This window comes from Micromonospora sp. NPDC005172 (assembly GCF_040608555.1).
In the GTDB taxonomy this organism is placed as follows: Bacteria; Actinomycetota; Actinomycetes; order Mycobacteriales; family Micromonosporaceae; genus Micromonospora.
In genome coordinates this window covers 46,882-68,573 of the sequence record NZ_JBEXIL010000002.1, presented here as the reverse complement: position 1 = coordinate 68,573, position 21,692 = coordinate 46,882, and the positions used below count along the sequence as shown (strand labels likewise).

Sequence of the window (21,692 nt, the reverse complement as noted above, 5' to 3'; positions counted from 1 at the left end):
TCGTACACAGGGTTTCTCCACAGCCTGTGGGTAACCGGCGGCCGACGGACCGTAGTTATCCACCGACGGTGGATAACGAGTTGTGGACAACGAGTGAGCATCGAGGTGGACACGGCACCGATCCTGTGGCCTACACCATGTCGAGGGTCAAGCCGAAGCCCTCACCCGGCGACGAATTCGGGTGCCCGCAGAGTGGAGTCAGCCCGCCGGAGAGCAGAAAAAGACGCCCGGCCGGAGATCCGGCCGGGCGTGTCCCGGGGTCGCGTCGCGGCGTACCCCTCAGGTGTTCTGCTTGATCCGGTTCGTCAGCTCGGCGATCTGGTTGTAGAGCGAACGCCGTTCGGCCATCTGCTGGCGGATCTTGCGGTCCGCGTGCATCACGGTGGTGTGGTCCCGGCCGCCGAAGGCCTGCCCGATCCTCGGCAACGACAGCTCGGTCAGCTCCCGGCACAGGTACATGGCCACCTGGCGGGCGTTGACCAGCACGCGCGAGCGGGACTGGCCGCGCAGGTCCTCCAGGCTCACCCCGAAGTAGTCGGCGGTCGAGGCCATGATCTGGTCGGCGTTGATCTCCGGCCCGGCGCCGTCGGGCATGAAGTCCCGGAGCACCTCCTCGGCCAGGGACAGCTCGACAGTCGACCGGGTCAGGCTGGCGAACGCCGTCACCCGGATCAGCGCGCCCTCCAGTTCCCGGATCGAGTTCGACACCCGGGAGGCGATGAACTCCAGCACGTCCGGCGGGGCGTACATCCGCTCCTGCGCCGCCTTCTTCTGCAGGATCGCGATCCGGGTCTCCAAATCCGGTGGCTGGATGTCGGCCAGCAGTCCCCACTCGAACCGGGTTCGCATCCGGTCCTCGAGGGTGGCGAGCTGACGCGGCGACCGGTCGGAGGTGATGACGATCTGCTTGTTGGCGTTGTGCAGGGTGTTGAAGGTGTGGAAGAACTCCTCCTGCGTACGCTCGCGGTTCTCCAGGAACTGGATGTCGTCGATCAACAGGATGTCGACGTCGCGGTAGCGCCGCTGGAACGCGCTGGTCTTGTCGTCCCGGAGCGAGTTGATGAAGTCGTTGGTGAACTCCTCGGTCGAGACGTACCGGACCGAGCGGGCGTTGCCGAGCGTCGTGGCGTAGTGCCCGATGGCGTGCAGCAGGTGCGTCTTGCCCAACCCGGAGTGCCCGTAGATGAACAGCGGGTTGTACGCCTTCGCCGGCGACTCGGCCACCGCCACGCTCGCCGCGTGGGCGAACCGGTTGGACGAGCCGATGACGAACGTCTCGAACATGTACTTCGGGTTCAACCGGTTGCCGCCGGTGTCGGCGCCGGGCAGTCGGCGCTCGTCACGCCCGCCGGGGCGGTGATCCATCCCGCTGCGACCCGGGCCGCTGTCCGTCCCCCCGTCCCGGGGCAGTGAACGGATCACGTGCTGGTCCCGGGGCGACGTGGCGTCCTCGCGGTAGCGGGGCTCGTAGGGCCGGGTGTCGGGGCCGGGCGCATCGAGTCGGGCCGCCTGCTCGTCGTACCCGCGCCGCTCGTGCGCCGGTCGAGGCGCCCGCGTCGGCTCGACGAAGGCAGTGCTGAACAGTGCCTCCTGCCCGTCCCGGCTGGCCGGAATCAAGCCGGACCGGTGCGTGTCGACGGCCGACGCGGGCGGTGGACCCGCCGGCGCCGGCGGTACGGCGGTATCGGGCATGCGCGACGTGAGGTGTTGCTCGGGGATGGCGTCGTCGGCCACGCCCCGTCCGGGGTACTCGTCCCCGAGCGGACCCGACGATGGGTCCGCGACGTCCAGCGGCCCGGGCTCGGGCGTGCTGCGGTAGACGGTGCCGGCCGGGCGTCCGGCGGCGTCCTCGGCCACCCGCACGGTCACGGCGACCTGGATCGGCCGGCCGAGCCGGCGGGTCAGCGCCTCGGTGATCGCCGGGCGGAGCCGCGACTCGATCACGTCTCGGGTGAAGGCGTCCGGTACCGATAGCAGGGCGGTGTCCTCGACGATCGCCCGTAGCCGGGTCAACCGGAGGTAGGCGCGTTGCTGGGCGGAGATGATCTCGTCGGCGAGCTCGTCGGTCGCCGCCAACCACACCGCGGCAAGGTCGGTCGTACCGGCCACCGTCGTGCCACCCCCTCGCCTCTGCTCCCGGCCGCCGCTGTCTGCCAGCCGGCCGTTCCGGGCCCGCCGCGTACACGGGTGGAACATCACCCACCCGGACAACTGACCAGCGCTCGTCCACAGGTTATCCACAGCCTGTGCACCGACCGATTGTGGCCGCCCGCCGGGCGCGGGACCAGCCCCTGCCTGGACGGCCGCTGAAGCGGGTTCACCGTGCCGAACGATTCACCAGCGTGTCCGGTCTTGCCTGCGCGCGACGACCGGAGCATCCGACGCTCACCGCAATCGGGCACGGTAACAGCGTTGTCCCTGCCCCATCAACCGGCGACGCGGCAGCGACCTTGTCGGCATCAGCGAAAACCGCCCCTTCGGTCTCGGGCGCGTCCCGATCTCCCCCCGCTGTGGGTGTTTGACGGTCATTGCACCCCTGCGTAGGCTGGAGCGGCTGCTCTCTCGCCCTCTGCTAGGGTGATGGGTGCTTGCTGCCCGTGGTCGTTTCCCCGCACCGCCGGTCCCGATCCGCAGGGCAGCACCGAACGGTGGCCATCGTCGAGGTGGCCTGGACCACCCCACGACCCCGGCGATCCCGTCGCCCGGGGCGCGTACGAAAACGGAGAGCCTGACGTGAGCAAGCGCACCTACCAGCCGAACAACCGCCGGCGCGCGAAGACCCACGGCTTCCGGCTGCGCATGCGCACCCGTGCCGGCCGTGCCATCCTCTCGAGCCGCCGCGCCAAGGGGCGCGCCACCCTGTCGGCCTGAGCCGACCGGGTCGGTCCGGGGGACGTGGGCAGTCGTGCTGGCCGCCGCACAGCGACTGCGGCGCAGCACTGACTTCGCCGCAGCGGTTCGCGGTGGCCGCCGCGTCGGCCGAGGTGCCGTCGTGGTCCATCTGACCGTGCCGGCGACCACCGACCCCAGCACGACGATCTCGCCGAAGCCGGCGTGGGAGTCCGGGGCGGAGCAACCCTCCGCCCCGGCCCGCGCCGGCTTCGTCGTGTCCAAGGCCGTCGGCAACGCGGTGGTTCGCAACAAGGTCCGCCGTCGACTGCGGGCGCTGGTCCGGGAGCGGCTGGGCGCGCTGCCCGACGGCAGCACCCTCGTCGTCCGGGCGCTGCCCGCCGCGGCCGAGGCTTCCTACACCCGGCTCACCACCGACCTGGAGGCCGCCATCGCGGTGGCCCGGTCGCCGCGGGAGAGGCGGGCCCGGTGAGCACCGACCCGACCGCCACACGCCCGACGTCAACCGGTGCCAGGGTGCTGATCGCGCCCATCATCGCGTACCGTCGGTGGATAAGTCCGGCACTGCCGGCCCGCTGTCGGTTCTACCCGTCGTGCAGTGCGTACGCCCAGGAAGCCCTCGTGCGGCACGGCGCGCTCCGGGGAGCCGCGCTGGCGGTCCGCCGGTTGCTGCGCTGCCACCCCTTTCACCCTGGTGGACATGACCCGGTGCCGGAGCCGGGCAGCCGCCGTCGTGCTGATGTGACTGGAGCCCCGAATTGAGTCTGAGTCTCGACTGGATCTACTACGCGATTTCGTGGATCCTGCTGACCTGGCACTCGGCGTGGGACGCCATCGGGGTGCCGGTCGGCGCGGTGGTCGGCACGAACTTCGCCTGGATCCTGTCCATCATCTTCCTGGTGGTCACCGTCCGGGTGATCCTGTTCCCGGTCTTCGTCAAGCAGATCAAGTCGCAGCGGGCCATGCAGGCGCTCCAGCCCAAGGTCAAGGAGCTGCAGGAGAAGCACAAGGGTGACCGGGAGACGCTCCAGAAGGAAATGATGGAGCTCTACCGGAAGGAAAAGGCCAACCCGCTCATGGGCTGCCTTCCGATGTTCCTCCAGATCCCCGTCTTCCTGGGCCTCTTCCACGTGCTGCGCCGGCTCGACCCGTTCAAGCCCGAGGACAAGAAGACGATCTACGGCTGGACCGTCGACCAGTTCAACAGCGCCTCTCACGCGAAGCTCTTCACGGCCCCGCTCGCCGGCAAGTTCGGCTCCACCGCCGACGAGCTGGCGCGGCTCAACGCCAACGGCAACACCACGAAGATCATTGCTGGTGTCCTGGTCCTGGTGATGATCGCCACCACGTATCTGACCAGCCGTCAGATGATCCTCAAGACCGGCTGGGCGGAGGACCCGCAGCAGCGGATGATCCAGCGACTGATGCTCTACGGCATCCCCGCGTCGCTGCTGATCTCCGGCGCGATCTTCCCGATCGGTGTGATCATCTACTGGGTCACGAACAACCTCTTCACCCTCGGACAGCAGCAGTGGGTGCTGCGGAAGTTCCCGCCGCCGGTGACCGCCAAGAAGGCCACCGCCCCCGCTGCCACTCGCAGCCCGGTGCAGCCCGCCAAGTCCGGCGGCCTGTTCGGTCGCGGCAAGGCTGCCCCGGCGGCCCCGGTCAAGGCGGCCGCGCCGAAGGTGGCCGGCCCGAAGCCGGGTGCCAAGCCCGCCAACCCGAAGAAGAGCCCCCCGGCCAAGCGGCAGGGCTGACCCCCGTGTGGCCGTCGTCGGGCAACCGGCGACGGCGCAACCCCGCACCGAGCAGCCGCCGTACGGCCGGCGCCGGGCGGAACCGACCGCGTGCGGCGCGGTCACGGGCGACACTGCCCGTACAGACGTGCCCGTGGGCACCGGCGACCTCCCGCCGGCCTCCGGGAAACCAGCGGACCCGACGGTCCAGCCGAGCGAGTACGGAGATGAGACCGTGACCGAGACCAGCATCCCCCGCGCCGAGCAGTCCCTGGACGAGGAGGAGACCGCGACGCTCGCGGTGGACGACGACGACACCGACACCGACGACGACGACACCGAGGCCCCGGCCGGCGGTCGTGAGAAGAAGAGCGCGGGCGAGAGCGACCTGTTCCGGCAGAGCGAGATCGCGGCCGACTACGTCGAAGGACTGCTCGACATCCTCGACTACGACGGGGACATCGACGAGCTCGTCGCCGGTGGCCGTCCCGTCGTCGAGGTGGTCGGCGCCGGCCTCCAGAACCTCGTGGGTCAGCGCGGTGCCACCCTGGATGCGCTCCAGGAGCTGACCCGGCTCGCCGTCTTCCGGCAGACCGGTACGCCGAGTCGGCTGCTGCTCGACGTCGGTGGCTACCGGACGAACCGCCGCAAGGAACTCGCCGCCGTCGCCAAGAACGCCGTCGAGAAGGTCAAGGAGTACGGCGAGCCCGTGCGCCTGGACGCGATGAACGCGTTCGAGCGCAAGTGCGTCCACGACGTGGTCAACGCCATGGCAGGCGTGGCGAGCGAGTCGGAGGGCGTCGAGCCGAACCGTCGCATCGTCGTACGGCCGGCGGACTGACTCCGTTGACCCACGACGACACCACGGCTGACGCCGTGACCGGCCCGGGCGGTACGCCGTCCGGGCCGTCCCCTGTCCGGCGTGACGATCCGACGGGGCACGAGGGGGCAGTCGATGTCGCACTGCCGCCCGAGCTGGCCCCGGCCGCACTGACCCTCTTCGCTGATCGGCTCGACCTGGCCGCCGCGTACGCCGAACTGCTGGCTACCGACGGGGTGCTCCGGGGTCTGATCGGCCCGCGCGAGGCACCCCGGATCTGGGACCGTCACCTCCTGAACTGCGCTGCGGTGGTCGAGCGGATTCCGAGCGGCGCGAGCGTGCTCGACGTGGGCTCCGGCGCCGGCCTACCCGGTCTCGTGCTGGCCATTGCGCGCCCCGACCTGACGGTCACGCTGATCGAGCCGCTCGCGCGACGGACGTCGTTCCTCGTCGAGGTCGTGGAGCGGCTCGGCCTGACCCGATCGGTCCGGGTGTTCCGGGGTCGGGCCGACGAGGCCGCCAGCGGATCGAGTGGCTGGGAACCGATCAGCGGTGACGTGGTGACCGCCCGCGCGGTCGCACCGCTGGACCGGCTGGCGACCTGGTGCCTGCCCCTCGCGGTACGCGGTGGGCGCCTGCTGGCTCTCAAGGGATCGTCCGCCGCCGCCGAGATCGAGGAGCACGCCGACACCGTGGCGCGGCTCGGCGGCGGGGATGCCGCCGTGCACCTCTGCGGTGTCGGTGTGATCGACCCGCCCACGACCGTGGTGGAGATCGTCCGGGAGCGGATGGTCGGCACGGCTCGGTCGGCGGCGGCCAAGCGCTCCCGCGGTGGGCACGCCCGCCGCCGCTGACGGCCGCGCCATCGGGCGTCCCGGCCGACGGGTTGCCTCGTTGTATCGGTACGGATGGACGAGGGAATGAGAACCCGACGTGGACCAGCCGCGCCCGTCCGCCGTAGGCTGACCGCGCGTCGATAATGTGGAGCGGCCGACGGACGTCGCGGACTCCGACCGCTCCCGAGGGGCCGTACGCTCCGGGGTGCGAGCGCGGTGTGGCCAAGTTGACCGGGGCGCGGACCGACCATCCGAAGCGGGCAGGGATGACAGGTGCATGACGACGGCAGGTACGACGATCCACGCGTGACCGGGTCAACCGGCGACCCTGTTTCACGTGAAACCGACTACCCGAACTGGTCGCCCGGTGCCGCCGGAGCGCCCATGCCGGCGGCCGACGATCCGCTCGTCTCGCGGGACGAGGCTGCGGTTCCGATCGCCGGGCCGGAGCCGACTGCCGGTCGCCGGTCGGCCGACGGGCCGAGTCGACCGGTCAACGCCGCCGACGTACGGCAGACGCCCGGTCGACGGAACACCGCCGCAGCGGTTCGCTTCGAGCCCGCGGTACCGCACCAGCCCACCGCCGCGGCGACACGCGACGCCACGCCGGTGGTTCCAGACGTACCGGTCGCGTCGGCCGAGTCGCTGGCGGCGGTCGCGACCGACCCCACGTACGTTTCACGTGAAACCCCGACGCGCGAAGAGGATGACCCACCGTTGGCTATGGAGGCGATGCGCGCCGTGCAGATCCTGAATCCCAGTGGCGAGGTGACCATGCCTCGACCGGACCGGACCCGGGTCATGTGCGTCGCCAACCAGAAGGGCGGCGTGGGTAAGACCACGACCACGGTCAACCTCGCGGTGGCACTCGCCCTGCACGGCAACCGGGTGCTCGTGGTCGATCTGGACCCGCAGGGCAACGCGTCGACCGGCCTCAACGTGCCGCACCACACCGGTATCCCCGACGTCTACGACTGCCTGATCAACAGCGTCCCGCTGTCCGAGGTGGCGCAGGCGGTCGAGGGCATCCCCAACCTGTGGTGCGTACCGGCCACGATCGACCTCGCCGGCGCGGAGATCGAGCTGGTGTCGGTGGTCGCCCGTGAGTCGCGCCTCGACCGTGCGATCGCCGCGTACCCGGGCCAGTTCGACTACGTCTTCATCGACTGCCCGCCCTCGCTCGGCCTGCTCACGGTCAACGCCCTGGTCGCCGCGCAGGAGGTGCTGATCCCGATCCAGTGCGAGTACTACGCGCTGGAGGGGCTCAATCAGCTCATCAACAACATCAACCTGGTGCGGCAACACCTCAACCCGAAGCTCGACGTCTCCACCATCCTGCTCACGATGTACGACCGCCGTACCCGCCTCGCGGACGCGGTCGAGCAGGACGTTCGGAACCACTTCGGCGACAAGGTCCTTCAGGCGGTCATCCCCCGCAACGTGCGGGTGTCCGAGGCACCCAGCTACGGCCAGTCGGTGATGACCTACGATCCCGGTTCGCGGGGGGCCACGAGTTACTTCGAGGCCGCCCAGGAGATCGCCGAGCGGGGCGTCAAGGAGCCGGTGGGCCGGAATGCGTAGTGGGAACAAGTCGCTGGGAGGCGTTGCATGAAGAACCGTCCTCGGGGCGGTCTGGGACGGGGCCTGGGCGCTCTCATCCCGACCGGGCCGGTGCCGGGTGCCGCCGGCACCGCGACGGTCGAGCCGGAGAACGGGCACGGTGATGTCGACGAGGGCATGCCGGACGCCGCCGTCCTGACGGCACCGGTGAGCGCCAGCGTCCACCAGCCGGAGCCCGTGCTCAGTCCCGTGCCGGGTGCCCGGTTCGCGGAGATCCCGGTCGACGCGATCGTGCCGAACCCCAAGCAACCCCGCCAGGTCTTCGACGAGGAGGCGCTGGAGGAGCTGAAGACCTCGATCCGGGAGGTCGGCTTCCTGCAGCCGATCGTCGTGCGGCAGCTCGACGACGAGAAGTACGAGCTGGTGATGGGCGAGCGCCGTTGGCGTGCCGCCCAGGCGGTGGGACGGGACAACATCCCGGCGATCGTCCGGGACACCCGCGACGACGCCATGCTCCGCGATGCGCTGCTCGAGAACATCCACCGGGCCAATCTGAACCCGCTGGAGGAGGCCGCCGCGTACCAGCAGTTGCTGGAGGAGTTCGGCGCCACTCACGAGGAGTTGGCCCGCCGCATCGGCCGCAGCCGGCCCCAGATCTCCAACACGATCAGGCTGCTCAATCTGCCGGCCCAGGTGCAGCGCCGGGTCGCCGCGGGCATCCTGTCCGCCGGGCACGCCCGCGCGTTGCTGAGCCTCGACGAGTCGGAGGCGCAGGAGCAGCTGGCGCTGCGGATCGTCGCCGAAGGGCTGTCGGTGCGGGCGACCGAGGAGATCGTGGCCCTGGCGCTCAACGACGGCTCGGCGAAGAGCCAGGCCGCCAAGCGACGGCCGAAGCCGCACGCACCCGCCCTGACCGATCTCGCCGACCGCCTGTCGGATCGCTTCGACACTCGGGTGAAGGTCGACATCGGCCGGAGCAAGGGCAAGATCACGATCGAGTTCGCCACCGTGGATGATCTGGAACGCATCGTCGGCATCATCGGTGTGCAGGAGGAGGGGGCGCAGGACTGACGGTCCTGGCTCCGCCAAAGGCCGCGTCTCCCCTCGGGGGACGCGGCCTCTCTGTGTACATCCCGTTTCACGTGAAACGGGACGCCGGAGGCGGCTGCCGGCCAGGTGTCCCCGGGGCGCATCTGACTCGTGCTCATCGCTGGGAGTCGCTTGCCGGGGACAGATGGCGGTACCGGCGGCCCGAGGCCGTGTTGTTCGCGAGCTTCGAGGGGGACGTGGGCGTCACGCCGCGCCTTCGACGACCTAGGTGCCGTCGTTCGACCTTCACAGCCTCTGACGTCGCCGTAGACGGTTTGATCGACCCGAGGCACCCTCGACCGCCGCGAAGGCGGCAGCGACGCCCTCAGCCGGCGGGCGAGGCCACTGCTCATCGGGCCCGCACAGCCACTGCGGCAGGACGGTTCTGGGAGTCGGCCCGTTTCACGTGAAACACACCCCGGCCGGACGCCACATCCGGGTGCGGTTGTGCCGGTGGGGAGGCCGGCCGATCGCCGAGACGGCGGAGGGTTCGCGCAACGACTGACGGGCCGAAAAGTTATCCACACCGGTTGTCCACAGGCACCCCTCGTTTCACGTGAAACGCCGCGTGAAAGCGGGTGCTGGCCTGTGGATGACGGGGTGTATTCGCGTCCTCGGCAGCCTGTGGATATCGCTCGGCCGGCCGGCGGTGGCGGTCGCAGTGATCGACGACCAGCACTGATCGGGGCGGTCGGAACGGGTCGAACAGGTAGGGACAGCGGTGCCGGACTCGGTTAGGGTCAGCGTCGTGCACGACACCCCTCCCTCAGTCCCGGACTTCACCCAGTGGCCCTCGTTTCCCTTCGAGGGCGACCTGCGGGTGAAGCAGCTCGACGACCCGGTCCCGGTCGAACCGCCCCGCAAGGGTGAGGGTCTCCGGGAATGCACCGCCTGCAACGCACCCGACGACGCCTACATCTGGGTGGGAGAGCGGTGGCGGGTCCGCGCCATGGACCGGCCGACCGGCCTGCCGATGGTCCTCATCCTCGAATCGAGGACCCACCTCGATCTGGGTGACCTGCCGAACCTGCTCGCCGCCGAACTGGGGGTGATGACGGTACGTCTGGAGCGAGCCATCCGGTCGTTGGACGGCGTGGCGCGGGTGCATGTGAACCGGTGGGGCGACGGCTCCGCCCACCTGCACATGTGGTTCCTCGCCCGGCCGTACGGTCGGCTCCAGCTTCGGGGGACCTTCCTGTCCCTGTGGGACTCCATCCTGCCGCCGATCTCCGAGGAGCAGTGGCGGGAGAATCTGGCCCTCGTCGCCGCCTGGCTGGCCGAGTTCGGTGGCCGCCCGTTGGCCGAGCCGCCCCGCATCCAGTGGCAGGCCCCGTCGAGCCTGTTGGCTCAGTCCGCCGCGGCGGCACACGCCGCAGCCGCTCAGGAGGAAGCCGTGTCGGTCATCGAGGCCGCCGAGGAGATCCCCGAGCCGGTCGAGGACGCCGACGGCAACGTCGATGGCGACCTCGGTTCAGAGTCGCAGGCTGCGGCGGAGAACCAGTCTGTGGACAGCGACGACCCGGTAACGGCCTTCGCTGGCGACGCCCACGGGTCGACAGCCGCGATAGCGTCCGAGCCGAAGTCGCCCGTCAGCCCCGTACTCGACGCCCCGGTGGTCGAATCGGTCGCCGACGGCACGACGTCCTCGGAGCCGGAACGCGACGCCGAGGATTCGGGACCAGCGACTCCGGTCGTCCCCGCTCAGCGGAGGGCCCCCACCGACGACGCCAGTGACGGCGAAGTCACCCCGCCCGACGTGAGCGCCCCTCGCTGATTGCCGGTTGCGCGTGGGGTTGGCGGATGGCCGTCCGGATGTCACGCCATCCCCACGCCGCTAACGGCGGAGGGTGCCGGGTGAGGCCCGCGCGCCTGATCAACGCACTCAAGGCCGCCGGCTGCGCCTGGATCGACCCCGACAAGGCCGCACCCTTGACGGCATCGTGCTCGACACCGCGCCCCGCTGACCGTCGTGGCCGGACGGCGACGCTCGACCGCAGCGTCAGACGCGCGGGTCGCGGGGATCCGAGGGGCCTCAGGGGCACCGGACGTGACTCGCGACCCCCATGTCGGGACTCCGTCGCGGTGGCTGCCTGCCTAATCTGCGTGGACTACAGCCTTGCTGCCGATGCCGAGTGCACGGGAGAGCCGCACCATGGCTCGGGCGATGCGGGAAGGCATGGAGTCCGGGGCTGGGATGGCGATCGGTCGTACGCGGCCGTTGTGCAGCGCGGTGAACCGCCATCCCTCGGGCGTGCGGACCGCAACGAGAGTCTGGCGGGACAGACGCCTCTTCGGTAGTTGGGAGCGCCACGGCATCTGGACCGAGGCGGTGCCATGGACGAGGGCGATGTCGGGGCTGAGGTAGCGGATGGATTCGATGTCACCGACCAGCGCCGAGCCGGCGAGCACGCCCCGGAAGAGCTGGTCGTGGGCGCGCTGCATCGGCTTTCGCCCGATGGCGCGGGTGCCGTCGTACGAGACGTAGTCGGAGTCCTCGGTGAAGCAGGCTGCGTAGGCGACGGCATCGTTGTCCGTCCAGGCCTGCTTGAGGCGGTGGAAGAGAGCTGTGATCTCGTGGTCGTCGGTAGCCATGCCTACACTCCCCTAGTACTATTCGATGGTCGAACATTACTATAGCAGGAGTCTTCGAGTGTCGAAACATGATCTGATCGGCTCGGTGGCCGCCGAACTCCGGCTGCTGCAGCAGAGCTTCGATGCCTTCGACGAGGCCGCCGCCGCCACCCTCAAGCTCAACCGAACGGACCTGCGGGCGTTGGACCTGCTCCTGGCCGGTGAGGGCTGCCTGTCGGCTGGCGAACTCAGCCATGCCTTGAAACTCAGCCCGGCCGCCACAACCACCGTCATCGACCGACTTGAGCGCACCGGATTCGCGGGCCGGATCTCCGACCCGCACAACAGGAGGCGTGTCCTCGTTGCCGCGACCGACGCGGCTCGCGCCGCTGAGCGAGACATATACGCACCGGTTGGTGTCGCCGGAGCCCAAGCCCTCGCCGACTACAGCCTCGACCAGCTCGCCACGATCCTGCACTTCCTGCAGACTGCCCGCCACGTGCAGGAGGATCAGGCGACGCGGCTCAGCCGACACGAACCCGACAATCTCTGACGCCTCACCGGTTGCGGCGTGGTGCGCAACGTCTCCCGGGCTGGCGGCGTCTCGGCATGCCGGCCGAACCCGTCCCCCTCCGCCCGGGATAGAAGCTCACCGCCAGGTCAGGACGCCTGTCGGGCGGCGGCCCGGGTGACGAGCGAGCCGACCAGGCGGCCGAAGTCCAGGCCGGCCGCCTGGACGGCCAACGGCAGCAGGGACGTCTCCGTCATGCCGGGCGAGACGTTGACCTCCAGCACGTGCGGCCGGCCGTCGGCGTCCACGATCACGTCGACCCGCGACAGGTCCCGCAGTCCGAGGGCGGTGTGCGCGGCGAGCGCCACGTCGGCCACCGAGGCCGCCACCTCCGGCTCCAACCGGGCCGGAGCGTGCCACGTGGTCCGGCCCGCCGTGTAGCGGGCGGCGTAGTCGTACACGCCGTTGCGCGGCACGATCTCCACCGGCGGCAGTGCCTGCGGCCCGTCCCCCAGGTCGATCACGGAGACCGCCACGTCCATGCCGGGCACGTACCGCTCCACGAGAGCCGTCGAGTCGTACGCGAAGCACCCGACCATCGCGGCGGGCAGCGATGCGGCGTCCCGGACCACCGCGGCGCCCAGACCCGACCCGCCCTGCGCCGGCTTGACCATCAGCGGGAGGCCGAGCCGGTCGGCGATCCGGTCCAGCACGGCCACCGCGCCGAGTTCGGAGAAGCGGTCGTGCGGCAGGGCCACCCAGTCGGGGGTGGGGATGCCGGCCTCGCGGAGGACCGCCTTGGCGGACGGCTTGTCCCAGGCGAGCCGGGAGGAGCGGGCGTCGCAGCCGACGTACGGCACGCCGCACAGGTCGAGCACCCCCCGCAGCGAGCCGTCCTCGCCGGTCGCGCCGTGCAGGGCGATCACGACGGCGTCCGGCGGGTCGACCGTGAGGGACGGCAGGAGAGCCACGTCGGCATCCCGCAGCTCGGCCTCGACGCCGACGGCACGCAGCGCGTCGAGCACCCGTCGGCCGGAGCGCAGCGACACGTCCCGTTCGTAGGAGAGCCCGCCGGCGAGGACCAGCACCCGCAGGTCGGCCGCGACGGGGGAATCGGTCACGGAGAAGCGCTCGGCAGCGGTCGTACCCATGCCGGCATCATGCCAAGTCGGGGCCCGGCACGTCGGAGCCGGGCCGGCCACGACGGCCCGCGGCACCGCCCACGGCACCGAAGACGCGGCGCGTCGCGATCTCCTGCTCCATGACACCCGCGAGCCGGCGTACGCCCTCACGGATGCGCTCGGGGGGCGGGAAGCTGAAGTTCAGCCGCATCGCGCCGGTGCCCGTCCCGTCGGCGTAGAAGCCGGTGCCGGGCACGTAGGCGACCCGGGCGGCGATGGCGCGCGGCATCATGGCCTTGGAGTCCAGTCCGTCCGGCAGGGTGGCCCAGACGAAGAGCCCGCCGGCCGGGGTGGTCCAGCTGGTGCCCTCGGGCATCAGGTCGGCCAGCGCGTCGAGCAGGGCGTCGCGGCGTTCGCGGTAGACCTCGCGGTAGACCTTGAGCTGCTGCCGCCACGGCATCGTGCCGAGGTAGGTGGCCACGGCGGCCTGCGCGTAGCCGCTGGGGCAGAGGATCTGCGCCTCGCTCGCGATCACCAGCTTGTCGCGGACGGCGTGCGGCGCCAGGATCCAACCGACCCGCAGGCCGGGAGCGAAGGTCTTGGAGAAGGTGCTCAGGTAGAAGACGCCGTCGCGCCGCCGGGCCCGCAGCGGCGCCGGGGCCTCGCCCTCGAAACCCAGCTGGCCGTACGGGTCGTCCTCGATCACGAGCAGGCCGGCGCGCTCGCAGATGTCGAGGACGCGCTCCCGGCGCTCCTCGCTGAGCGTCACGCCGGCCGGATTCTGGTAGGTGGGGATGGTGTAGAGGAACTTGACCCGGCGGCCGGCCCGGGCGAGGTCGGCGATGGCCGTCTCCAACGCCTCCGGGATCAGCCCGTCGTCGTCCATTGGCACATGCACCACCTGCGCCTGGGCGGCCTGGAACACCCCGAGCGCGCCCACGTACGTCGGGCCCTCGGCGAGCACCACGTCACCGGGGTCGAGGAAGAGCCGGGCGACCAGGTCGAGCGCCTGCTGCCCGCCGACGGTGACCACGACGTCCTCGGGTGAGGCGCCGCACGCGGCGTCGATGCCGGAGAGCGCCATGACTTCGCAGATCCGCTCGCGCAGCTCCAGGGTGCCCTGGCCGATGCCGTACTGCAGGGTGGTGACCCCGTGCTCGGAGCCGAGGCGACCGAGCATCTCGCCGACCGCGTCGAGTGGCAGCGCCGCGATGTACGGGGCGCCACCTGCGAGGGACACGACCTCGGGGCGACTGGCCACCGCGAAGAGTGCTCGGATCTCGGAGGCGGTCATCCCGCGCACGCGCCGGGCGTACCGGTCGGTGTAGTCGTCGAGTGTCGTGCCGGTCATGACCTCACCTCGATCGCTGCTCGGGTGGCTCCCGCTCCGGGTACCCCGCCCGCTCGTGACCATGGCGGCGGGACACCGATTGTCGATCCTAGTCGGCGAAAGCCTGGTTGCCGCCCTGCCGGAACGGATCGACCACATGGCGGACCGTCCTGCGGGGGCGGGGATTTGCACGTCCCCTCCCGTACGGTCGATCGGCGGCGTACGATCGCTCGTCGGGGGCAGGAAGGCCGCGCTGTCGTGCCGTGCCGGTCTCACCACCGAGCCTAACTGTGGGGATGCGCCATATGTCGCGACGTCTGGTCAGCCTGACCCTCGACACGCTGGAGGATCTTCCGCGCCCCTGCCGTCAGTGCGTCTACTGGGAGCTGGATCCGGTCTCCGCCGATCGGGCCTGCGCCGCCGGTGACCCGGGCCTGGAAAAGGAGGCGTGGGTCTCCCAGACCCTGCTGGAGTGGGGTTCCTGCGGCAAGCTCGCGTACGTCGACGGCATGCCGGCGGGCTTCGTGATGTACGCGCCGCCCGCCTACGTGCCCCGCTCGATGGCCTTCCCGACATCGCCGGTCTCTGCCGATGCCGCGCTGTTGATGACCGCCAACGTGGTCGCCGCGTTCGCTGGCGGCGGGTTGGGCCGGATGTTGGTGCAGGGTGTCGCCCGGGACCTGACGAAGCGAGGGATCAAGGCGATCGAGGCGTTCGGCGACGCCAAGTTCGGTGACGCGGACGACCCGGCCGGAGGGTGCGTGGCACCGGCCGACTTCTTCCTCTCCGTCGGCTTCAAGACCGTACGTCCGCATCCCCGTTTCCCCCGTCTGCGCCTCGAACTGCGTACGGCGCTGAGTTGGAAGTCCGACGTCGAGTACGCGCTGGAGAAGCTGCTCGGCTCGATGAGCCCGGAGACGCTGCTCCGGCCGGTGCGGCCCGCGCCGGCCACCCGCTCGACGGGCGGCTGAGCGGGGTCAGTCGACGACGGTGCCGGCGGCCACGACCGCACGCAGCTCGCTGACGTCGAGCGAGCCGGTCGGCACGTCCCGCTCGATCGGGTAGTACATTCGCTGCACAGCCGCCACGATCGCCTCCACCACCCGATCACGGAACCGGGGGTCGACGAGCCGGGCGCGGTCCACGGGCGAGGTGAGGTAGCCGACCTCGACCCGGACCGCCGGCATCCTCGTCAGCCGCAGCAGGTCCCACGCCTTCGCGTGCGTACGGCAGTCCCGCAGCCCGGTCCGCGACACGATCTCCCGCTGCACCAACCCGGCCAGCCGCTCACCGGTCGCCGAGGTCACCCCGTTGTCGGTGCCGTAGTGGTAGGTCGCCACCCCTTCCGCGGCCGGGTTGGCGTGCCCGTCCAGGTGCAGCGAGATGAAGACGTCGGCACCGAGCGAGTTCGCCAGCAGCGCCCGGTCGGTGTCCGGCAGGCACTTGTCGGGCGCGGGACCGCGGGTGAGCTGGACCCGCACCCCGGACGCGGCGAGCCGCCCCTCCAACCGGCTCGCCAGGTCGTGGACGAGGTCCGCCTCCGTCCAGCGCAGTGGTCCGTCCGGCACCACCATGCCCGGATCGGTGCCACCGTGGCCGGGGTCGATGACCACCGTCTTACCGACCAGGGCGGGCCCGGACTGGCGGATCGCGTCGGACTCGCGCAGCCACTGGGGGCGGCCGCCGACGACCTTGCGACCGATCCGGCGCAGCGCGTCCATGGTGTGCGGGCCGCAGGAGCCGTCGGGGGTGAGCCCGACCTCGCGCTGGAACTGCGCCACGGCACGGGAGGTCCGGATGCCGTAGATGGCGTCGGCGCGGCCGACGTCGTACCCCATCTCCAACAGCCGTTCCTGGAGCGACCGGACATCCTCGCCGGTGAGCGGCTCGGGGATCGCGTGGTAGAGCGTGCGGGCGCCGAGCCGCCAGCGTGCGGCGTCCAGCGCGCCCCAGGTCTCCGAGCCGACCCGGCCGTCCACGCTGAGCCCGCGGGACTGCTGGAACGCGCGGACCGCGCGTTCGGTGTCCCGGTCGAACTCGTCGCCGTGCGAGCCGTCGGCGGTGAGCAGGTCGAGGCCGGTGAGGATGGTACGGATCTCCGTGACCGCTGGTCCCCGGTCTCCCGGTCGGATCGGACGCACGCACGACCCCCTCTGCACGAGTCTGGCTGGCCGGGCGGCGGCCCTGGGTTGAGGCTATGCGTTCCAGGGCGGTGACGGGCTCGGGCCCCGGAAAAAACAGCGAACCCCGCACCCGACGAGCGGGTACGGGGTTCGGGGGTGTCCGCGCTGATCAGAGGGCCGACTCGATGAGCCGGACCAGCTCGCCCTTCGGCTTGGCGCCAGCGATCGACCGCACGGGCTGGCCGTTCTTGAAGACGGTGAGGGTCGGCACCGACATGACCCGGTAGGCCCGGGCGGTCTCCGGGTTCTCGTCGATGTTGAGCTTGACGATGGTGACCTGGTCGCCCATCTCGCCCGCGATCTCCTCGAGCAGCGGCGACACCTTGCGGCACGGCCCGCACCACTCGGCCCAGAAGTCCACCAGTACCGGCTTGTCGGCCTGCAGCACGTCAGCGACGAAGCTTGCGTCGGTGACCGCCTTGGTATTTCCCACTATTGCCCTCCTCCGGGATGTGTTTCCTGTTTCAGCTGAGCGTCGCGATGAACCGCTCGGCGTCGAGCGCGGCGGCACAGCCGGTGCCGGCCGCGGTGATCGCCTGGCGGTAGGTGTGGTCGACCACGTCACCGGCGGCGAAGACGCCGGGCACGCTCGTCCGGGTGCTGGGCGCCTGGACCTTCACGTAGCCCTCGTCGTCCAGTTCGACCTGGCCCTGGAACAGCTCACTGCGGGGGTCGTGACCAATCGCCACGAACACACCGGTCACGTCCAGCACCTTGGAATCGCCGGTGTGCACGTTGCGGACCCGTACACCGGTGACCTTGCCGTCAGCGCCGAGGACCTCTTCGACGGTGCTGTTCCACTCGACCTTGATCTTCTCGTTGCTCAGCGCCCGGTCGGCCATGATCTTGCTGGCCCGGAACGAGTCGCGCCGGTGGATGATGGTCACCGAGTCGGCGAAGCGGGTGAGGAAGCTGGCCTCCTCCATCGCCGAGTCACCACCGCCGACGACGACGATGTGCTGGTTGCGGAAGAAGAAGCCGTCACAGGTGGCGCACGAGGAGACACCGTGGCCCAGGTACTCCTGCTCGCCCGGCACACCCAGCGGACGCCAGGCCGAACCGGTGGAGAGGATCACGGCACGGGCCCGGTAGGCGGTCTCGCCGACCCACACGGTGCTCACCGCGCCGGAGCCGGAATCGCCGGTGTCGACCAGCTCGACCCGCGTCACGTCGTCGGTCAGGAACTCGGCGCCGAACCGCTCGGCCTGCTTGCGCATGTTGTCCATCAGCTCGGGGCCGAGGATGCCGTCGGCGAAGCCGGGGAAGTTCTCCACCTCGGTCGTGGTCATCAGCGCACCGCCGGACTGCGCGCCCTCGATGATCAGCGGCTTCAGGTTGGCGCGGGCCGCGTAGACCGCCGCCGTGTAACCGGCCGGGCCGGAGCCGATGATGATCAGGTTGCGGACCTCGTCCACTGCCGTCTCCCGAGTTGTGTGTTCGGCGTCGGCGCGCGCACCGATGCTGATCCGAGTGCCGACGCCTGGGGGACGCCGGCAGCTGACTTCCAGAACGTCATCGTACGAAGCGGAGATTCCCGAGCCGGGCATCGGCGTGGGTCAGGTCACGTGGACGCTCATCGTGCTGCGGAATCACCCTACCCGCGCCGAATACCGGCTGTCCGAGCCGGACCCGGGTACGCCACACTCGGCGCCGCTCACCCAGGCCCAGCGCGCCCCGGTCGTGTCGGTGAACCGGATGACGAGCGCCTGCTCGCCCTGGAACCGCGCGTAGTCGATGACTTCGACGACCAGTGGGCCCGAGCCGTGCTCCGCCGCCACGGACGTCAGGCAGGCGGTCAACGCGGCCTCGTCGGTGAGTCGGGCGAGCTGGTCCGACCCGTCGGGGGCGGGCCGCCGGTCCCCTTCGGCGTCCACCCCGGGCTGCCCACCGGGACCGCTGCTGTTCTCCTCCCGCATCGGAGACTGCGGGCTCGACGTACCGCCGAGGTCCTGCGGGGTGTAGTCGGTACCGCTGTGCAGCGCTGGGCCGGACGTGCGGACCGTCCCGCCGGCAGCGATACCTGCCGGCGCGTTGGCCGGACGGTCCAGGGCACCGGAATCGGCGGTGTCGGTGGACAGGTGGTTGAGTCCCAAGCCGAGTACGACGACGGCCGCGGCCGCGACGGCCACCGGGGCGGCGCCGCGGACCCAGCGGCGCTGCCGGCGACCCGGGCCGGTGGCGACGCCGCGCCCCGACTCGGCAGGGGACGGGCTGGTGGGTCGACGCCCGCCCTGTGCCGGCACGGTCACCGGCGTCGCGGCGGCAGGCGCCTCGGACGACACGGTGGCGTCGTCCGTCGGGCTGTCCGCGGCCAGCGCGGCGGCGATTCGTTCGGCGACGTCGGACGGCAGCTCCGGTGGAGGCTCGGCCCAGCGGGCCAGGTCGCTGCGGACCTGCGTCACCGCGGGCGCCAGCAGCGCGTACGCCTCGGCCCAGGCTGGGTCGGCAGCCACCAGCCGGGCGACCTGGGCCTGCTGGGGCGTGCCGTCCAACGCGCCGCCGAGGTAGTCAGCGAGCAGGTCGACGTCGACCTCCCTGAACTCCTCGGCCGTCACGTGTCCTCCTGATTGGCGTCCTGCCGGAAGCGAACCGACCCCGATCCGACGCCCTCGGCCGGGCGTGGGTTCCCCGGCGTGACGCCTGGCACGTCCGGTCCGGCGCCGACCCCTCCGGGACCCGCCGACACCGCCGGACGGAGATGCCCGAGCAGCACCGCCAGCCGGGCCCGGCCCCGGGCACACCGACTCTTCACGGTTCCTTCGGCGACACCGAGGATGCGGGCCACCTCGGCCACCGGATAGCCCTGCACGTCCACAAGTACCAGGGCGGCCCGCTGCTCGACCGGCAGCGCGGCGAGTGCCGCGCGGACGACGAGCGCCGTGTCGTGGTCCTGCGCGGGCGCGGCCGGCTCGACACCGCCGGTGCCCGACCCGTCGCCGGACCGGTTGCCGTCCGGCAGTGGCACGGTGGGGTGCGCCTGCCGACGTCGGATGCGGTCCAGGCAGGCGTTCACCACGATGCGGTGCATCCACGTGGTGACGGCGGAGTCACCACGGAAGCGGGCCGCCGCCCGGTGTGCCGACAGCAGGGCGTCCTGGAGCGCGTCGGCGGCCTCCTCGCGGTCGCCGAGCGTCCGCAGGGCCACCGCCCAGAGTCGGTCGCGGTGCCGGTGGAACAGCGCGGCGAAGGCGTCCCGATCGCCGGCGACGTGGGCGCGCAGCAGCTCAAGGTCAGTTGCCGCGTCGCGCCCGTCCATCACCACGTCCGGCTGATGCGGTGCCCGGGGCGTGCTGCCCGACTCACGAACCCTGGACCGTGATCTCCTGCACTCCGAGCTTGAAGCCGTCGTCGTCGCCGTTGGGCGGCAACTCGGTGAACCAGAGCAGCAGGTAGCGGTACTTCTGGTCGGCGTCGAACCCGTTGAAGGTCATCGTGGTGCCGTCGTGCTCCTTGAGGACACCGATCTCCGTCTTGTAGTTCGACACCATCGACTTGTCGCCGTTGGAGGTCGACGGGTAGGTGTTCGTGCCCGCGAGCAGCTTCGCCGTGGCGCCTCGACCGGAGAGCACAGCCTGCACCGACTTCACCGTGTGCGGGGCACCCAGGTCGAGCCAGACACCCATGCCGGACTTGAGGTTCCCGTACGTGGCGTTCGGGTAGCGGTCGGTCTCCCAACCCTTGTCGTTGTCACCGTCGATCATCTTCTTGGCACCGTCGAGCTCGTCCCGCGGGACGCTGTCCGGGTCGACGACCTTGATGTCCTGCACCTTGAGATTGCGAACCGTGGCGGCGGCCGGAGTGGCCTCCCCGGCCGGAGCGCTGGCGCTGGGCGTGGCCCCGGCGGTGTCCTGCGGCTTCTTGTCGTCGTCGCCGAGGGCGCTGATCCCGATGAGCAGGCCGACCAGGGCCACCGCCAGCAGACCCGCGATGCCGATGGCGACCTTGCGACCGCCGGCTGCGGCCAGCGGCGACGGCTCTTCCTCGGTGTCGGCGGTGAACCGCAGCGGCCCACCGTTGTCGAGGTAGTGCTCGTCCTCGGCCGGCACGTCCAACCGGGCCAACTCGGCTGCCAGCACGTCGGACGACGGCGGCGCGATGTCGGCGTCGAGCAGGTCCATGGTCAGGTCGTCCAGGTACGCGGGCACACCGGCCCGGACCTGACGGGGTGCCGCGAGGACGCCGCTGGCGTCCCGGACCGCGTCCGGGATGGCGGCCCGCCCGTGGCCTGCGGTGGCGCCGCGTAGCGGTGCCTCGGTGTGCGGCCAGTGACCGGTCAGCGCGAAGTAGAGGACGCCGCCGACCGCCCGGATGTCGTTCTCCTGGCTGTCGTCGCCGTCGGTGCGGGCGTCGGCCAGGACCACGCGACCGTCATCGCTGATCATGACGGTGCCGGGGTGGACGTTGCCGTGCACCATGCCGGTGGCGTGCACCGCGGCCAGAGCGCTCGCGACGGCGTTGCCGATCGCGGTGGCCCGGGCCGGGTCCAGTGGACCCTCGGCGGCAAGGTCGCGCAGCGACTGCCCGTCCACCCACTCACGGACGACGTACGCCCGCTCGGCCTCGTCGATGGCGTCGTAGACGCCGACCAGGTTGGGGTGGATGACCCGGCTGGCCGCGACGGCTGCCTGAAGCATCTCGGTGGCGGAGTCGCCACCCGGATAGCGCAGCACCACCGCGACAGGGCGGCGCAGGATGACGTCGACCCCGCGCCACACCAGCCGACCCGCGCTGTCGTTGTTGATGTGCTCGACCAGCTCGTAACGCTCGGCGAGGATTTCACCGGCCGTGGGAGCACCGAAGGTCATGACCGGCGGAGCGCTCTCGTCCGCCTCCTGACCCTCGCCGACCTGGGTCACCCGTCCTCCCTCGGTGATCGTGTCGATCGATGGACCCGAACTGCTGGGCATGTGGCTTCCCGCTCTGCCGTCGAAGGAACCGGCCAACCGGTGTCGACGCCCAGCGCCGGCGCCTGCCGTACCCGTCGAGAGCGACCTTACCCGGGTTGCCCGTCTCCCCGACATGTCATCTTCTGGCCGTACCCGGCGGGGTGCCGGGGATCGGAGAAGTCGTCCGGTTACGACCGTT

The 21,692-nt window shown here is 71.0% G+C and carries 21 protein-coding genes; 11 read left to right on the top strand and 10 right to left on the bottom strand.

Annotation, left to right across the window (positions count from 1 at the left end; genetic code table 11):
• Nucleotides 1–279: 279 nt before the first annotated feature.
• Nucleotides 280–2,109 (bottom strand): chromosomal replication initiator protein DnaA, encoded by a 1,830-nt coding sequence (gene dnaA, locus ABZV06_RS01605; protein WP_355617712.1) that lies wholly within the window; start codon nucleotides 2,107–2,109, stop codon nucleotides 280–282.
• Between the two features lie 624 nt (nucleotides 2,110–2,733).
• Here dnaA and rpmH point away from each other — a divergent pair.
• The 9 genes from rpmH (at nucleotide 2,734) to ABZV06_RS01560 (ending at nucleotide 10,665) form a co-directional block, all read left to right on the top strand.
• Nucleotides 2,734–2,871 (top strand): 50S ribosomal protein L34, encoded by a 138-nt coding sequence (gene rpmH / locus ABZV06_RS01600; RefSeq protein WP_355242966.1) that lies wholly within the window; start codon nucleotides 2,734–2,736, stop codon nucleotides 2,869–2,871.
• 34 nt (nucleotides 2,872–2,905) lie between these two features.
• Nucleotides 2,906–3,322: a ribonuclease P protein component gene (rnpA, locus tag ABZV06_RS01595; protein WP_355242969.1), complete on the top strand. Its 417-nt coding sequence runs from the start codon at nucleotides 2,906–2,908 to the stop codon at nucleotides 3,320–3,322.
• The gene (gene yidD / locus ABZV06_RS01590; protein WP_355242972.1) at nucleotides 3,319–3,612 is read left to right on the top strand and encodes a membrane protein insertion efficiency factor YidD; all 294 of its coding nucleotides are present in this window, start codon (nucleotides 3,319–3,321) and stop codon (nucleotides 3,610–3,612) included. Before rnpA ends, yidD begins: the two co-directional genes overlap by 4 nt.
• Nucleotides 3,613–3,614: 2 nt before the next feature.
• Complete coding sequence (yidC, locus tag ABZV06_RS01585) at nucleotides 3,615–4,607, top strand: membrane protein insertase YidC (protein ID WP_355617992.1); 993 nt, start codon at nucleotides 3,615–3,617, stop codon at nucleotides 4,605–4,607.
• A 214-nt stretch (nucleotides 4,608–4,821) separates the two neighbouring features.
• Entirely contained in the window at nucleotides 4,822–5,427 is a 606-nt protein-coding gene (locus ABZV06_RS01580) for a R3H domain-containing nucleic acid-binding protein (protein ID WP_355617710.1), read from the top strand.
• Nucleotides 5,428–5,549: 122 nt separating this feature from the next.
• The gene (gene rsmG, locus ABZV06_RS01575; protein WP_355617989.1) at nucleotides 5,550–6,260 is read left to right on the top strand and encodes a 16S rRNA (guanine(527)-N(7))-methyltransferase RsmG; all 711 of its coding nucleotides are present in this window, start codon (nucleotides 5,550–5,552) and stop codon (nucleotides 6,258–6,260) included.
• A 255-nt stretch (nucleotides 6,261–6,515) separates the two neighbouring features.
• Nucleotides 6,516–7,823: a ParA family protein gene (locus ABZV06_RS01570; protein WP_355617707.1), complete on the top strand. Its 1,308-nt coding sequence runs from the start codon at nucleotides 6,516–6,518 to the stop codon at nucleotides 7,821–7,823.
• A 27-nt stretch (nucleotides 7,824–7,850) separates the two neighbouring features.
• The gene (locus ABZV06_RS01565; protein ID WP_355617706.1) at nucleotides 7,851–8,873 is read left to right on the top strand and encodes a ParB/RepB/Spo0J family partition protein; all 1,023 of its coding nucleotides are present in this window, start codon (nucleotides 7,851–7,853) and stop codon (nucleotides 8,871–8,873) included.
• Nucleotides 8,874–9,639: 766 nt separating this feature from the next.
• Nucleotides 9,640–10,665 (top strand): hypothetical protein, encoded by a 1,026-nt coding sequence (locus tag ABZV06_RS01560; RefSeq protein ID WP_355242983.1) that lies wholly within the window; start codon nucleotides 9,640–9,642, stop codon nucleotides 10,663–10,665.
• A gap of 320 nt (nucleotides 10,666–10,985) precedes the next feature.
• Here ABZV06_RS01560 and ABZV06_RS01555 read toward each other — a convergent pair whose 3' ends face one another.
• Nucleotides 10,986–11,483, bottom strand: a complete 498-nt coding sequence (locus tag ABZV06_RS01555; protein ID WP_355242986.1) for an SgcJ/EcaC family oxidoreductase — start codon at nucleotides 11,481–11,483, stop codon at nucleotides 10,986–10,988.
• Between the two features lie 85 nt (nucleotides 11,484–11,568).
• Here ABZV06_RS01555 and ABZV06_RS01550 point away from each other — a divergent pair, with 85 nt between their 5' ends.
• Nucleotides 11,569–12,015: a MarR family transcriptional regulator gene (locus ABZV06_RS01550; protein ID WP_355617703.1), complete on the top strand. Its 447-nt coding sequence runs from the start codon at nucleotides 11,569–11,571 to the stop codon at nucleotides 12,013–12,015.
• Between the two features lie 107 nt (nucleotides 12,016–12,122).
• Here the strand turns inward: ABZV06_RS01550 and ABZV06_RS01545 are convergent, their stop codons facing one another.
• Together ABZV06_RS01545 and ABZV06_RS01540 are read right to left on the bottom strand one after the other, a co-directional pair.
• The gene (locus ABZV06_RS01545; RefSeq protein WP_355617700.1) at nucleotides 12,123–13,124 is read right to left on the bottom strand and encodes a D-alanine--D-alanine ligase; all 1,002 of its coding nucleotides are present in this window, start codon (nucleotides 13,122–13,124) and stop codon (nucleotides 12,123–12,125) included.
• A 7-nt stretch (nucleotides 13,125–13,131) separates the two neighbouring features.
• Nucleotides 13,132–14,445, bottom strand: coding sequence for a PLP-dependent aminotransferase family protein (locus ABZV06_RS01540; protein WP_355617697.1), 1,314 nt, complete (start codon nucleotides 14,443–14,445; stop codon nucleotides 13,132–13,134).
• A 284-nt stretch (nucleotides 14,446–14,729) separates the two neighbouring features.
• Between ABZV06_RS01540 and ABZV06_RS01535 the strand changes: the two genes are divergently transcribed.
• A complete protein-coding gene (locus ABZV06_RS01535) occupies nucleotides 14,730–15,395 on the top strand; it encodes a GNAT family N-acetyltransferase (RefSeq protein WP_074315552.1) in 666 nt (221 codons plus the stop codon).
• Between the two features lie 6 nt (nucleotides 15,396–15,401).
• Here the strand turns inward: ABZV06_RS01535 and ABZV06_RS01530 are convergent, their stop codons facing one another.
• From ABZV06_RS01530 to ABZV06_RS01505, 6 genes are all read right to left on the bottom strand, one after another.
• Nucleotides 15,402–16,565: an N-acetylmuramoyl-L-alanine amidase gene (locus ABZV06_RS01530; protein WP_355242998.1), complete on the bottom strand. Its 1,164-nt coding sequence runs from the start codon at nucleotides 16,563–16,565 to the stop codon at nucleotides 15,402–15,404.
• A gap of 151 nt (nucleotides 16,566–16,716) precedes the next feature.
• Nucleotides 16,717–17,040, bottom strand: a complete 324-nt coding sequence (gene trxA / locus ABZV06_RS01525) for a thioredoxin (protein ID WP_355243002.1) — start codon at nucleotides 17,038–17,040, stop codon at nucleotides 16,717–16,719.
• 31 nt (nucleotides 17,041–17,071) lie between these two features.
• Nucleotides 17,072–18,022 carry a thioredoxin-disulfide reductase gene (gene trxB / locus ABZV06_RS01520; protein ID WP_355243005.1) on the bottom strand — a complete coding sequence of 317 codons (951 nt, stop codon included), beginning with the start codon at nucleotides 18,020–18,022 and terminating at the stop codon, nucleotides 17,072–17,074.
• Nucleotides 18,023–18,196: 174 nt separating this feature from the next.
• Nucleotides 18,197–19,162: a hypothetical protein gene (locus ABZV06_RS01515; protein ID WP_355617694.1), complete on the bottom strand. Its 966-nt coding sequence runs from the start codon at nucleotides 19,160–19,162 to the stop codon at nucleotides 18,197–18,199.
• On the bottom strand, nucleotides 19,159–19,863 hold the full coding sequence (sigM, locus tag ABZV06_RS01510) for an RNA polymerase sigma factor SigM (RefSeq protein WP_355243011.1): 705 nt from the start codon (nucleotides 19,861–19,863) through the stop codon (nucleotides 19,159–19,161). The genes ABZV06_RS01515 and sigM overlap by 4 nt, the downstream gene beginning before the upstream one ends.
• A gap of 43 nt (nucleotides 19,864–19,906) precedes the next feature.
• The gene (locus ABZV06_RS01505) at nucleotides 19,907–21,514 is read right to left on the bottom strand and encodes a protein kinase family protein (protein WP_355243014.1); all 1,608 of its coding nucleotides are present in this window, start codon (nucleotides 21,512–21,514) and stop codon (nucleotides 19,907–19,909) included.
• Nucleotides 21,515–21,692 lie beyond the last annotated feature (178 nt).